Raw genomic sequence first — 12,879 nt, 5'->3', positions numbered from 1 at the left:
ATGGCCGGCGCGCGTGCAGTCGTGCCGGTGCAACTGGCGATCGGCATTGGCCTGATCGCCCTCAGCGTCGTGTTGGCGGTGGGTGCTTTTCGGTTCCCGCCCGAGATGGGCTTCGTGATTCTGCCGGCATACGTCTATCCCTACGTGGTCGCGGGGTTTCTCTGCGCGGTGGGCGTGTTGCTGAGTTATCAGGCGTTAACTGGCGGATTTCGCGAACTGGACAGCGGCAATCCCGGCATTGCTGGCGGAAAAACCGGTGCGGCCTGGGTGACCGGCGGGTTGGTGGGTGTGGCATTGCTGATCAACCTGATCGGCTTCGTGCTGGCCGCAGGCTTGCTGTTTGCCTGTGCGGCCCGGGGTTTCGGCAGTCGTCATCCGCTGCGCGACCTGGCCATCGGCATAGCCTTGACCCTGCCGATCTACTGGCTGTTCAACGCCGGGCTGGGGGTTTCCCTGCCGCCGCTGGTCAACGCCTGGATCTGACTCGGGCCGAAGGAGATCGACATCTTGGACATTCTCGCAAGCCTGGCGATGGGGTTTTCCGCAGCGTTGACGCCGATCAATCTAATGTGGGGTTTCATCGGCTGTTTGCTCGGCACCGCCATTGGCGTCTTGCCGGGTATCGGGCCGGCGCTGACGGTGGCGTTGTTGTTGCCGATCACCGCCAAGGTCGACCCGACCGGTGCGCTGATCATGTTTGCCGGGATCTACTACGGCGCGCAGTTCGGCGGTTCAACGACCTCGATTTTGCTCAACACGCCCGGTGAATCGTCCTCCATGGTCACGGCGCTCGAGGGCAACCGCATGGCGCGCAATGGCCGGGCGGGACCAGCGCTGGCGACGGCGGCGATTGGCTCGTTCGTGGCCGGCACCATCGCGACGATTCTGTTGACCTTGTTCGCCCCAATCGTGGCCAGGCTGGCGCTGAACTTTGGCCCGGCCGAGTATTTCGCGATCCTGGTGCTGTCGTTCACTACGGTGTCGGCGGTGCTCGGCGCGTCAATGCTACGCGGCTTTGCTTCGCTGGGGATCGGTTTGACTATCGGCCTGATCGGCCTGGATTCGACCTCGGGCATTGCCCGTTACACCATGGGCGTTCCCGAACTGGTGGATGGCATCGAAGTGGTGCTGGTGGCGGTTGGCTTGTTTGCGGTCGGCGAAGCGTTGTACAGCCTGCTTTATCAATCCGAACAGGCAGAAGGGCGGCATCGCCTGACCTCGTTGTGGATGACCCGCGCTGACTGGAAACGCTCGGTGCCCGCCTGGCTGCGGGGCACGCTGATCGGCTTTCCGTTTGGCTCGATTCCGGCCGGTGGTGCGGAGATTCCGACGTTCCTGTCTTATTCCGCCGAGCGCAAACTCAGCAAATATCCGAAAGAGTTCTCGGCCAACAAAGGCGAGGGTGCCATTGAAGGTGTGGCCGGCCCGGAAGCGGCGAACAACGCCAGCGCAACGGGTTCGCTGGTGCCATTGCTGACGCTCGGCATTCCAACGTCCGCCACGGCGGCGATCCTGTTGGCCGCGTTCCAGAACTACAACCTGCAACCGGGGCCGATGCTGTTTGAAACCTCCGCCGATCTGGTCTGGACCCTGGTGGCCTCGCTGTACATCGGCAACGTCATCCTGTTGGTGCTGAACCTGCCGTTGGTGGGCCTGTGGGTCAAGCTGCTGCAAATTCCCAGGCCTTACCTGAACGCCGGCATTCTGGTGTTTGCCACCATCGGCGTGTACGGCATGCGTCATTCTTCCTTCGACCTGCTGCTGATGCTCGCGATCGGTTGGGCCGGAGTGTTGATGCGCCGCTTCGATTTCCCCGTGGCGCCGGTGATCGTTGGCATGCTGCTGGGGCCGATGGCCGAGAAGCAACTGCGCAACGCCTTGTCTATCAGCGAAGGCGACTGGACGATATTTTTCACCCAACCGATCTCGGCGGTTTTCATGGCCCTGACCTTGCTGGTGCTGTTGGTGCCGTACCTGCTGCACAAGCGTGGGATCAAGTTGCACGAAGACGACTGAGCGTACGCAACAACTGTGGGAGCGGGCTTGCCCACGAAAGCGTCGGCTCAGTCACATCAATATTGAATGTGCCGACGTCTTCGCGGGCAAGCCCGCTCCCACAGGGTTTGGCGTTGTTCACAAAATCGAGCAGGCAGGTTCGCTCCTATAGGTTCAGGCCAGCATCGACATCAACCCACCCTGGCGATCCAGTTTTGCCAGGTCATCAAAGCCGCCGATGTGCGCGTCACCGATGAAAATCTGCGGCACGCTGCGACGACCGCTGCGCTCAAGCATTTCCTCAAGTTTGCCCGGCTCACGCTGAATGTTGATCTCGTGCATCGTCACGCCTTTGCTGGCCAGCAGTGATTTGGCGCTGCGGCAGTAAGGGCAGGTGTCAGTGGTGTAAAGGGTCACGGTGTTCATGCTCATTTTCTCCGCAGCGGGGTTGATCAGGCGTTGATGGCCGGGAAGTCGATATCGGTCAGGGCGACATTGTTCAGGTAGTTGGTCAGCGTCTGCGAGGCCACGTGGGCGATCACTTCGATGATCTTCGTGTCATTGATCCCGGCGGCGCGGGCGGCGGCGATCTGATCGCTGCTCAGGTGGCCACGGCTTTCAGTGACTTGCTTGGCCAGCAGGGCATAGGCGTCGAGTTGGCCTTCACGGGCGCTGAGGATTTCCTGGCTGGAGAGCCCGGCCTTGCCGGCAAACAGCGTGTGCGCCGCCAGGCAGTAATCGCAGCCGTTGACCTGCGAGGTGGCGAGGAAGATCGCTTCCTTCTCCGTAGCGCTCAAGGATGTCTTGCCCAGTGCCGCCGAGTTTTGCAGGTACGAGGCCAGCACGGCGGGGGCGAGAGCCAACACGCGGAAGACGTTGGGCAGGAAACCGATTTTCTTCTGCACGCCTTCCAGGAGCGGGAGGGTGGCGTCGGTGGCGTGTTCGAGGCTGACAGGGACAATGCGGGTCATGGTGACTCTCCGAGGATTCAAGCGCGACAGGCGCTGGGTACGGAGTCCATGCTAGTGATTCGCTCTGGTCAATTGGATGCAAATCGTCGACGATATGCGACAGATCGTCCAGAACTGCTCCCGGGAGCCTCCCCATGGATCGCTTGTCCACCTTGCTCACGCATTTCGGTGTCAATGCCGGCACCTTCCACAGCGGCACGTTTTGCGGCACGACCGCCTTCGATGGCACTCAGGTGTGCGGGCATGTGCACTTGCTGCAGGCCGGCGAGGTCGCGCTGAAGCTGGGTGACGAGCGCGAGTTGCAACTGACCGAGCCGACACTGATCTTTTTTCCTCGGCCGTACCGCCATCGATTGTTCGCTTCAGAGGCGTCCGCCACGCAACTGGTGTGCGCATCGCTGAATTTCGATGGCGGCTCGGGCAATGCACTCGCTTCGGCATTGCCGGAGTATCTGGTGCTCAAGCTTGATGAAATCCCCACGATGGCCAGCACGTTGCAATGGCTGTTCGACGAAGCTTTCGCCGGCACCTGTGGCCGTGAAGCGGTGATGGATCGGCTGTTCGAACTGGTGGTGATCCTGTTGTTGCGGCACATCCTCACCAGCCGCAATCAACAGCCGGGCATGATGGCCGGCCTCGCCGATCCACGGCTGGCACGCCCCTTGAACCTGATGCACGAAGCACCGGGCAAGCCTTGGAGCGTGGCCGAATTATCAGCGGCGGCCAATATGTCCCGCGCCAGCTTTGCGGAACATTTCAAGCGAGTAGTGGGGCAGGCACCGGTGGATTATCTGGTGAGCTGGCGCATCAGCCTGGCGCAGAAACGCTTGCGCGAAGGCAAGCCGATTGCGCTGATCGCCGAAGAGGTCGGCTACGAAAGCCCTTCGGCGCTGGCCCGCGCATTTCGCCGCAAGACCGGCGTCAGCCCGCGCGAGTGGAGAGGATAAATTTCCGGATTATTGATCGGCGAAAATGACTTCCTCACGATACAAACGTAATCTCGCCAGTTCGCTGACCAAAAACAAAAAATCAGGAGTCATTGATGCAACCGATCCGTCTCGGTCTGGTGGGCTACGGCAAGATTGCCCAGGATCAGCACGTTCCCGCGATCAACGCCAACCCCGCGTTCCAGTTGGTGGCTGTCGCCACGCAAGGACAGCCCTGCGCCGGGGTGGAGAACTTTCAGTCCCTTGGCGAGCTGCTCGAAAACGGCCCGCAGGTCGATGCGATTGCGTTTTGCACGCCGCCGCAAGGGCGATTCGCCTTGGTGCAACAAGCGCTCGCCGCGGGCAAACACGTGCTGGTAGAAAAACCACCGTGCGCCACCCTGGGTGAAGCGATGGCGTTGGTGAGCCAGGCAGAGGCGCAAGGTGTCAGCGGTCTGTTCGCCTGGCATTCCCGCTACGCGCCCGGCATCGAAGCCGCCCGCGACTGGCTGGCCAGCCGCACCGTGCAAAGCGTACAGATCGACTGGAAGGAAGACGTGCGCAAGTGGCACCCCGGCCAGGCGTGGATCTGGCAACCCGGCGGCCTGGGTGTCTTCGATCCGGGCATCAATGCCTTGTCGATTGCAACCCATCTGCTGGCGCTGCCGCTGTTTGTCGAGTACGCCGAACTGCGCGTCCCGAGCAATTGCCAGTCACCGATTGCCGCTTCCATCAAAATGTCTGACGCGCGCCACCTCGACGTCCGCGCGGAATTCGATTTCGACCATGGTCATGACGAACTCTGGAGCCTCGAGATTCGCTGCGCCGAAGGCGTCCTGCGACTGGACAACGGTGGCGCACTGTTGAGCATCGACGGCGTGCGCCAAGCCGTATCGGAAGAGGGCGAGTACGCGGCGGTGTATCGACACTTTCAACAGCTGATCGGCGACCAGGCCAGTGACCTGGACCTCCAGCCGCTGCGACTGGTGGCCGACAGTTTTTTTGTTGGCAGTCGTGTTTCGGTTGGGGCGTTTTACGATTAACGGCAGGGTTGGCCGTAATTAAATGCACTTTGGCACAAAAAGGAAGTAAACACCCCCACAGGGTCGCTTGATCCTCGTTACCCTGATGTTCATCGGGTGCCGAGCGTGGGGGCAAATCCGATTCACGTGATGCTTGATCTCGAAGTTTCCCGTCAGGTTTTACCCACCTACCACCAACGAGAGAGCCAACCGAGCGGCAGGGATGACCGTGAATTCGCGAGAGAATCACATGATGAACATGAGAAAACTGAAACACGTCCTTGCCGGTTTAACCCTGTCATTTGGCGCTGTGCATGCGCACGCCGAAGAGGCCAAAAAAGTCGATGTACTGCTGATCGGTGGCGGCATCATGAGTGCGACGTTGGGCGTCTGGCTGCATGAGCTGGAGCCCGGGCTCTCCATGGAAATGGTCGAGCGCCTCGACGGTGTAGCACTGGAAAGCTCCAATGGCTGGAACAACGCAGGTACAGGCCATTCGGCATTGGCCGAGTTGAACTACACGCCGCAGGACGAAAACGGAAAAGTCACGATCAACAAGGCTGTTGAAGTCAACGAAGGCTTTCAGCTGACCCGGCAATTCTGGGCCTGGCAGGTCAGGCAAGGCGTGCTGAAGAACCCGCGCTCGTTCATCAATTCCACGCCGCACATGAGCTTCGTCTGGGGCGAGGACAACGTGCGCTTTCTGAAAAAGCGTTATGAAGCGTTGCAGGCCAGCCCGTTGTTCCGCGGCATGCAGTACTCCGAAGACCCGGCTGTCATCAAAAAATGGGTTCCGCTGATGATAGAAGGGCGTGATCCGAAGCAGAAAATCGCCGCCACGTGGAACCCCAATGGCACCGACGTGAATTTTGGCGAAGTGACCCGGCAACTGGTCGGTTACCTGCAAACCTCGCCGGGTTTTGCCCTGAAGCTGTCCAGCGAAGTGCAGGACATCACCCATAACAACGATGGCAGTTGGCGCGTCAGCTACAAAAACCTCAAGGATGGTAGCGAATCCGTCACCGATGCCCGGTTCCTGTTCATTGGTGCGGGCGGCGGCGCGCTGAAGCTGTTGCAGAAGTCGGGCATTCCCGAAGCCAGGGAATATGCGGGCTTTCCGGTGGGCGGCTCATTCCTGGTCACGGAAAATCCGGCCATTACCGAGCGCCATCTCGCCAAGGCCTACGGTCAGGCTTCAGTGGGAGCGCCACCGATGTCGGTTCCGCATCTGGACACCCGCGTACTGGATGGCAAGCGCCTGATCCTGTTTGGCCCGTTCGCCACCTTCAGCACCAAGTTCCTCAAGCAGGGTTCTTATCTCGACCTGTTGAGTACCACCACCACAGACAATGCGTGGCCGATGACCCGCGTTGGCATCAAACAGTATCCACTGGTCCAGTATCTGGCGGGTCAACTGATGCTGTCGGACGAGGATCGTATCAATGCCTTGAAGGAATACTTCCCCAACGCCAAAGCCGAGGATTGGCGTCTGTGGCAGGCAGGCCAGCGCGTACAGGTGATCAAACGTGACGAAGCGGCCGGTGGCGTGCTGAAACTGGGCACCGAGATTGTCACATCCCAGGATGGCACCATTGCCGGGCTGCTGGGTGCTTCCCCCGGCGCGTCGACCGCCGTCCCGATCATGGTGAGCCTGCTGCAGAAAGTCTTCAAAGACAAAGTCGCGACGCCGGCATGGCAGGAGAAACTCCACCAGATCCTGCCGAGCTACGGCACCCAGCTCAATGACGATCCGGAAAAAGTGGCGCAGGAGTGGGCCTATACCGCCAAGGTGCTGGAACTGATGCCGCCACCGGCGATCAGCCAGGTCGCCACACCGGATGTTGAAAAAGAAGCGACCCGTCCCGCAAAGGACAATGCGTCGGCTGACATGGCGCTGTGATCAAAAAGCCCTCTGGCAGCCGACCCGCAAGGTCAGCGCCAGCCTCCCGCCCACTCAAGCATGGGCGGGAGGCTGGCTTATCAATGAGGCAGTCCTTTCACTTCTTCTCATCAATTTTTGCATCCACTGCCGCGCGGATCTGATCGATGCTGAAACTGGCCGGTTTTTGGCTCGGTGGATAGTCGATGAAGGTCTGCAGGAATGCAGCTGATTTCATCACGGCCAATTCGGTCAGATAAACGTTCTTGGTGGACCAGTCATAATATTGATCGGATACCACGTCGGCACGTTCATACGGGTCCATGCGCAGGTTGAAGATTTTCGGCACCCTCAGGCACACGAAGGGTTCGCTCCAGACTTTGAACCCACCCGGTTCACGCTGTTCACAGAAGACTGCTTTCCAGTTGCCATAGCGCATGGAAACCAGCACGCCGTCGTCGTTGAAGTAGTAGAACTCCTTGCGCTCGCCCTTGGGCTGCTGGCCTGTCAGGTACGGCAATTGGTTATAGCCGTCCAGATGCACCTTGAAGGTGGCGTCGCCGGAAACCGGTGCCCAACCCTTGAGCAGCTTGTCCTTCACGCTGGTGTCGCCAGCGGCAGCCAGCAAGGTGGGGAACCAGTCCAGGCCGGAGAATATCTCGTTCGAAACCTCTCCCGGTTTGATCTTTCCCGGCCAGCGGATCATCGCCGGCACCCGGAATGCGCCTTCCCAGTTGGAGTTTTTCTCGTTGCGGAAGGGCGTGGTCGCGGCGTCCGGCCAGCCGAACTGGTTCGGGCCATTGTCGGTGGTGTAGACGACGATGGTGTTGTCGGCGATTTTCAAGTCGTCGAGGGTTTTCAGCAGCTTGCCGACGTCACCGTCGTGCTCGAGCATGCCGTCGGCGTACTCGTTGCCGGGCATGCCGCTTTGTCCCAGCATCGAATCGCGTACGTGGGTGTATGCGTGCATCCGGGTGGTATTCATCCAGACAAAGAAAGGTTTGTCGGCTTTGGCCTGCTTCTCGATGAACGCCTGCGCAGCGGCGGTGGTCTCGTCGTCGATGGTTTCCATGCGCTTGGCGGTCAGGGCCCCGGTGTCTTCGATCTTGCCGTCGGCGAAGCTGTGGATCACCCCGCGAGGAGAGGCAGCCTTGACGAACTCGGCATCATCCTTCGGCCAGTAGGGCCGTTCCGGTTCTTCTTCGGCGTTGAGGTGGTAGAGGTTGCCAAAGAATTCGTCGAAGCCGTGGTTGGTCGGCAGGTATTCGTCCCGGTCGCCCAGGTGGTTCTTGCCGAACTGGCCGGTAGCGTAACCCTGGGACTTGAGGGCCTGGGCGATAGTGATGTCACGCTTTTGCAGACCGACAGTCGAGCCTGGCATACCCACTTTGGTCAGGCCGGTACGTAACGGTGCCTGGCCGGTAATGAAGGACGAGCGTCCGGCGGTGCAACTGTTCTCTGCGTAATAGTCGGTGAATAGCATGCCTTCCTTGGCAATGCGGTCGATGTTTGGCGTCTTGTAGCCGACCACACCCATGGAATAGGCGCTGATGTTGGTCTGGCCAACGTCGTCACCGAAGATCACCAGAATGTTGGGTTTTTCCGCGGCTGCGGCAGTTGCCGAAATAGCCATCACCGAGACGACCACCAGCGCATACCCCGTTAGCCACTTGCGTTTACGGGTCATATTGGCTGCTCCCTTAAACTTGAGTTGAGGTTGATCACTAACCTTGGGAGGTAGCACTAACTCAAGGGCACAAGCGTCAATGCGACCAGACAAGTGCAATGCGGACAGCGTTTTTACGGTACTCCAATTGAGCTTTCCAACTTCATTAACCGATGGCTGGTTTGCTTTACCCCCCATTGAGGGTAGCCCCCGTAACCGTGGTGCTCAGTAAGCTGTTGCTGATGCGCGGTATACGGATTCCCTGCGAATGGAGTGGCAATGAAAAACCAGAAAAAACCAAAGGTGCACCCTGAGCGACCGGCTATCGGTATGCCTCGCGTGTTGCGCGCACATCAACCCGACCGTGAGGCGCGTGCATTCCTGCGTCTGGCCAACCTCTCCATGAGCCTGCGCCGCGCAGAAGATTACTCGCTGCCCAAACTGCGCCTGGGCTGGCGGTTGGCGGCGCTGGCGCTCGGGCGCAATCCGACCGTGGGCTCCGTGACTGAGCAACTGATCGACGGACCGGATGGCGACATCGCCCTGCGCATCTTCAAACCAGACAATGCGCAGCAACTGCGACCTGCGTTCATGTGGTTTTTCGGTGGCGGATTCATCATCGGCGATCTGGATACCGCCGACGGCATCTGCCGCAGTATTGCGCTGGCCGCCAACTGCATCGTCATTGCCGTGCGCTACCGACTGGCGCCGGAGCACGACCTGTCTGCGGGCCGTGCCGATGCCCTCGCGGCATTCGAGTGGATGGCAAAAAACGGCGCGCAGTTGGGTATCGATACGACGCGCCTGGCGATTGGCGGCGATTCAGCGGGCGGCAATCTCTGTGCTGCCGTTGCCCAGGAAAGTCTGCGCCGCGGCGGCCCGTCACTCAGCCTGCAAGTGCTGGTTTACCCGGCCACCGAACTGGTGGAGAAATTCCCGTCCTACGCGGAGAACGCCTACGGGCATGTACTGCTGACCGATCATGCAATTCAATGGATCGAGCAGACCCTGGCCCCTTCGCTCGATACGCTGGACCTGCTTGATCCCTGGTACTCCCCGCGCCGCAGCCCGGACCTGCGCGGCCTGGCGCCGGCAATCGTCGTCAGTGCCGGTTTCGATCCGATCCGCGATGACGGCCTGGACTATGCCGCTCGCTTGCGAGCAGCCGACGTGCCGGTGGAGCTGTTGCATTACGGGGGCCAGTTCCACGGATTCCTCAATTTTGATTCGGTCAATAGTGCCAGCCGCGATGCGTTGCAGCGCATCGGCAATGCACTGACGACGGCGTTCGCCCGACAACCGGCTGCGGACAGGACGATCGAGATCGCCGACAGAGGGCCACGCAGGCATTCGCGCCTGCGCGCTACTGCCGACGAGCTGGCAACCGCCACCTTGACCACTTGGGTAGTCACCGAACGGTGGGGCATCGCTTTGTTGCGGCTGCTATCGCCAAAAGCGGCCGGTGCCTGCCGGTTGTTGATCAGGCCTTGGCTCCTGCCCACCGTCATCATCCGGCGAAGAGCCATTTCCAGCCTTGACCGGCTGGCCGCGCGCCAAACCTGGCCGGCAGATAAAAACTGCACTGTGAAACCTTGATCGAGGACTACGTCATGGCATTACCGGATCCGTTCAAATTGTATCGCGAGGCCATCACCCGGTTCGAAAACGGCGTCAATGCCCTGGCCGCCCGTAACGTCGATTCGAAAGAAGTCGGTCTTGTGATCGATCAATATGCGAAGGTCACCCTCGGCTTGCAGCACCTGTCGCAAACATCGCTGGAGCGTTTGCACAAGCGCATGGGCCTGCCCAGCCGCGCCGAAGTCAATGCCCTGGCCGCCGCTTTACGGCGCGTAGAGGACAAGCTCGATCAATTGCTTCCCGCCCACACCAGTCCGGCGATTGCACCGCAACCGCCACGCACGCGGCGCCCATTGGCTGAAGTGCCCCCGGCGCCGCTCAAAGCGGCATCCAAGCGCAAAAGAAAGGCAGGAGGCAACGATGAGCCGGCCGCATGACAACAAGATCGCTGACAGGTCGGTGGCTGACAGACTCCGTTCGGAGGTCGGCATGATGGTCCAGCGCGGCCTCAAGGGCCTCGAATACCTGAGCACTCCGCCACCAACGGTGGGCTTGACGCCCAAGACACTCCTGCACCGTCGCGGCACTTTGAGCCTGTACCACTATCACGCAACTGCGGACGAGATCTATCGCGTGCCGTTGCTGTTTGTCATGGCGACGACCAGCAAGGCGGCCATTTTCGACCTGACAAAGGGGCAGAGCCTGATCGAGTTTCTGCTCGCAAAGGGCTACGACGTCTATGTCATGGACTGGAATGCGCCGAGCCGGGAAGAGGCCCATCTGAAGCTTGACCACTACGTGCTCGACTTCATTCCGGACTGCATTCGCCGCGTGCAGCAAGACTCGGGCGTGGAAGACATCACCTTGATCGGCTACTGCATGGGTGGCGTCCTGTCGACGCTTTACGCCGCTCTGCATCCCGGCGGCCCGTTGAAGAACCTGGTGTGTTTCACGACGCCCATCGACTGGACGAAGATGCCCCTGACCAAACAACGCCACTTCAAGGCCGAACGCTTGATCGATGCGACGGGCCTGGTCCCGCCAGAGGCGATTATCAAGGCGATCGAACTGCATCGTCCCGCCGGCCGAATTGCCGGCCAGGCCCGGCTCTGGGACAACATGTGGAACGACGACTACGTCAGGGGATACCGCATGATGGCGCGTTTCAATGACGAAACCTTGCCGCTTCCCGGCGAGTTTTTCCGGCAGATCCATCAAGAGTTCGGGCTAAAGAATTCGCTGTACGAAGGTGGCTTGCGCATCGGCGGTAAAGAGGTCGATTTGAAAAGCATCGAGGCATCGCTGCTGCACATCATCGCGCAATACGATTCCCTGGTGCCGCCCGATTGTGCGCAGCCTCTGGTGGCCCGCGTGGGTTCGCGCGACAAGGAAGAGCTGATGCTTCCGGGCGGGCATGTCAGCCTGGTAGCGGGACCGGCCGCGGTCAAGCGGATGTGGCCCAGGCTCGATCAATGGTTGGGAGGGCGATCCGTATGAACCTCTCGAGGATGTGGCGCAGGGCGTGAACGGGTAGGGGTGGGAGGTTCCACCCATAGGGAGTGGGGTCGGCATGGTTCCGTACCTCTAGTGTCTTGAGCCGCAGCGAACAGCCTTCCTATCACAAAAGAGAACCCTGAGATGCCCGGACCTTTGGCAGGTGTGAAAGTAGTGGAAATGAATGCGATCGGCCCCGCGCCGTTCGCCGCCATGGTGCTGGCGGACATGGGCGCGGAGGTCATTCGCGTTGATCGTCATGCGGCCGGGTTTCTCAATGCCGACGGCAGCCTGCTCGGGCGCGGACGTCGCAGCATTGCGATTGATCCGCGTAAACCCGGCGCCACTGAAGTGTTGTTGCAACTCATCGACGACGCCGACGTGCTGATCGAAGGTTTCCGCCCCGGCGTCATGGAGCGCCTTGGCCTGGGGCCGCAAGTCTGCCTTGAACGTAATCCGAGGTTGATCTACGGGCGCATGACCGGTTGGGGTCAAAGCGGGCCGCTGGCACATGCGGCAGGGCATGACCTCAATTACATCGCGCTGTCAGGCGTGCTCAACGCTATGGGCCATGCCGATCGGCCACCGACGCCGCCACTGCATCTGGTGGGCGACATGGGGGGTGGGGCGATGTTTCTGGTGACAGGCATTCTGGCAGGGCTGTTCGAGGCGCAGAAATCCGGTCTGGGGCAGGTGGTGGACGCTGCCATCTGCGACGGCGCGAACTTGCTCGGCAGTATGTATTACGACTGGCGCCATCAGGGGCAGTGGGACGACCAGCGCCAGCACAACATGCTTGATGGCGGTGCGCCTTTCTATGGTTGCTACACCTGCGCCGACGGCAAATTCGTGTCGATTGGCGCCATCGAACCGCAGTTTTATCAGTTGCTGCTGGAGTTGTGCGGTATCGACGATCCTGACTTCCAACAGCAATGGCAGAAGCAGAACTGGCCGGTGCTTCGCCAGAAGCTCGAGACGTTATTCGTGACTCGCACCCGCGATGCCTGGAGTCAACTGCTGGAAGGCACTGATGCCTGCTTCGCTCCGGTACTGGATTTCAGCGAAGCCTTTACCCACCCGCACAACCGCGCTCGCGGCCTGTTCATGGAAACGGCCGGCGTAATGCACCCGTCACCGGCTCCGCGTCTGAGCCGTACGCCAGTGGAGGCAGGACGGGTGGTAAAGAATGGCGAAAATACCTTGGAAATCCTTGAGCAACTCGGTTTGAGCATCGAGCAGATCGACGACCTGCGCAACGTCGGCGCGATTGTTTGAAATGGCTGCCAATCAAGCGATACAAAACTGTCGTCTCAAGTTCTCCCCCCAATAATGTAGAGGATTCATGAAA

The 12,879-nt window shown here is 60.2% G+C and carries 12 protein-coding genes; 9 read left to right on the top strand and 3 right to left on the bottom strand.

What is annotated here, in order from left to right:
• Both ACM110_RS04390 and ACM110_RS04385 read left to right on the top strand, forming a co-directional pair.
• On the top strand, positions 1-483 hold the full coding sequence (locus tag ACM110_RS04390; RefSeq protein ID WP_416126734.1) for a tripartite tricarboxylate transporter TctB family protein: 483 nt from the start codon (positions 1-3) through the stop codon (positions 481-483).
• A 24-nt stretch (positions 484-507) separates the two neighbouring features.
• On the top strand, positions 508-2,016 hold the full coding sequence (locus ACM110_RS04385) for a tripartite tricarboxylate transporter permease (RefSeq protein WP_416126733.1): 1,509 nt from the start codon (positions 508-510) through the stop codon (positions 2,014-2,016).
• Between the two features lie 153 nt (positions 2,017-2,169).
• Here the strand turns inward: ACM110_RS04385 and grxC are convergent, their stop codons facing one another.
• Entirely contained in the window at positions 2,170-2,421 is a 252-nt protein-coding gene (gene grxC / locus ACM110_RS04380) for a glutaredoxin 3 (RefSeq protein ID WP_416126732.1), read from the bottom strand.
• A 26-nt stretch (positions 2,422-2,447) separates the two neighbouring features.
• Positions 2,448-2,966 (bottom strand): carboxymuconolactone decarboxylase family protein, encoded by a 519-nt coding sequence (locus ACM110_RS04375; protein WP_416126731.1) that lies wholly within the window; start codon positions 2,964-2,966, stop codon positions 2,448-2,450.
• Between the two features lie 134 nt (positions 2,967-3,100).
• Here ACM110_RS04375 and ACM110_RS04370 point away from each other — a divergent pair, with 134 nt between their 5' ends.
• The 3 genes from ACM110_RS04370 to mqo all read left to right on the top strand — a co-directional run bounded on the left by ACM110_RS04370 (position 3,101) and on the right by mqo (position 6,814).
• Positions 3,101-3,913 (top strand): cupin domain-containing protein, encoded by an 813-nt coding sequence (locus ACM110_RS04370; RefSeq protein ID WP_416126730.1) that lies wholly within the window; start codon positions 3,101-3,103, stop codon positions 3,911-3,913.
• A gap of 95 nt (positions 3,914-4,008) precedes the next feature.
• The gene (locus tag ACM110_RS04365; RefSeq protein WP_416126729.1) at positions 4,009-4,935 is read left to right on the top strand and encodes a Gfo/Idh/MocA family protein; all 927 of its coding nucleotides are present in this window, start codon (positions 4,009-4,011) and stop codon (positions 4,933-4,935) included.
• A 238-nt stretch (positions 4,936-5,173) separates the two neighbouring features.
• Positions 5,174-6,814, top strand: a complete 1,641-nt coding sequence (mqo, locus tag ACM110_RS04360) for a malate dehydrogenase (quinone) (RefSeq protein WP_416126772.1) — start codon at positions 5,174-5,176, stop codon at positions 6,812-6,814.
• A 97-nt stretch (positions 6,815-6,911) separates the two neighbouring features.
• Here the strand turns inward: mqo and ACM110_RS04355 are convergent, their stop codons facing one another.
• Complete coding sequence (locus ACM110_RS04355) at positions 6,912-8,480, bottom strand: arylsulfatase (RefSeq protein WP_416126728.1); 1,569 nt, start codon at positions 8,478-8,480, stop codon at positions 6,912-6,914.
• Between the two features lie 258 nt (positions 8,481-8,738).
• On the opposite strand from ACM110_RS04355, the gene ACM110_RS04350 reads away from it, so the two are divergent.
• The 4 genes from ACM110_RS04350 to ACM110_RS04335 all read left to right on the top strand — a co-directional run bounded on the left by ACM110_RS04350 (position 8,739) and on the right by ACM110_RS04335 (position 12,806).
• Entirely contained in the window at positions 8,739-10,055 is a 1,317-nt protein-coding gene (locus ACM110_RS04350) for an alpha/beta hydrolase (RefSeq protein WP_416126727.1), read from the top strand.
• Positions 10,056-10,069: 14 nt separating this feature from the next.
• The gene (locus tag ACM110_RS04345) at positions 10,070-10,474 is read left to right on the top strand and encodes a hypothetical protein (RefSeq protein ID WP_416126726.1); all 405 of its coding nucleotides are present in this window, start codon (positions 10,070-10,072) and stop codon (positions 10,472-10,474) included.
• On the top strand, positions 10,458-11,534 hold the full coding sequence (locus tag ACM110_RS04340) for an alpha/beta fold hydrolase (RefSeq protein WP_416126725.1): 1,077 nt from the start codon (positions 10,458-10,460) through the stop codon (positions 11,532-11,534). The genes ACM110_RS04345 and ACM110_RS04340 overlap by 17 nt, the downstream gene beginning before the upstream one ends.
• 141 nt (positions 11,535-11,675) lie before the next feature.
• Positions 11,676-12,806, top strand: coding sequence for a CaiB/BaiF CoA transferase family protein (locus ACM110_RS04335; protein WP_416126724.1), 1,131 nt, complete (start codon positions 11,676-11,678; stop codon positions 12,804-12,806).
• Positions 12,807-12,879: the final 73 nt, after the last annotated feature.

Origin of the sequence: Pseudomonas sp. NFX98 (genome assembly GCF_047784845.1) — a bacterium.
Taxonomy (GTDB): Bacteria; Pseudomonadota; Gammaproteobacteria; order Pseudomonadales; family Pseudomonadaceae; genus Aquipseudomonas.
This window is presented reverse-complemented; position numbering and strand designations above follow the sequence as displayed.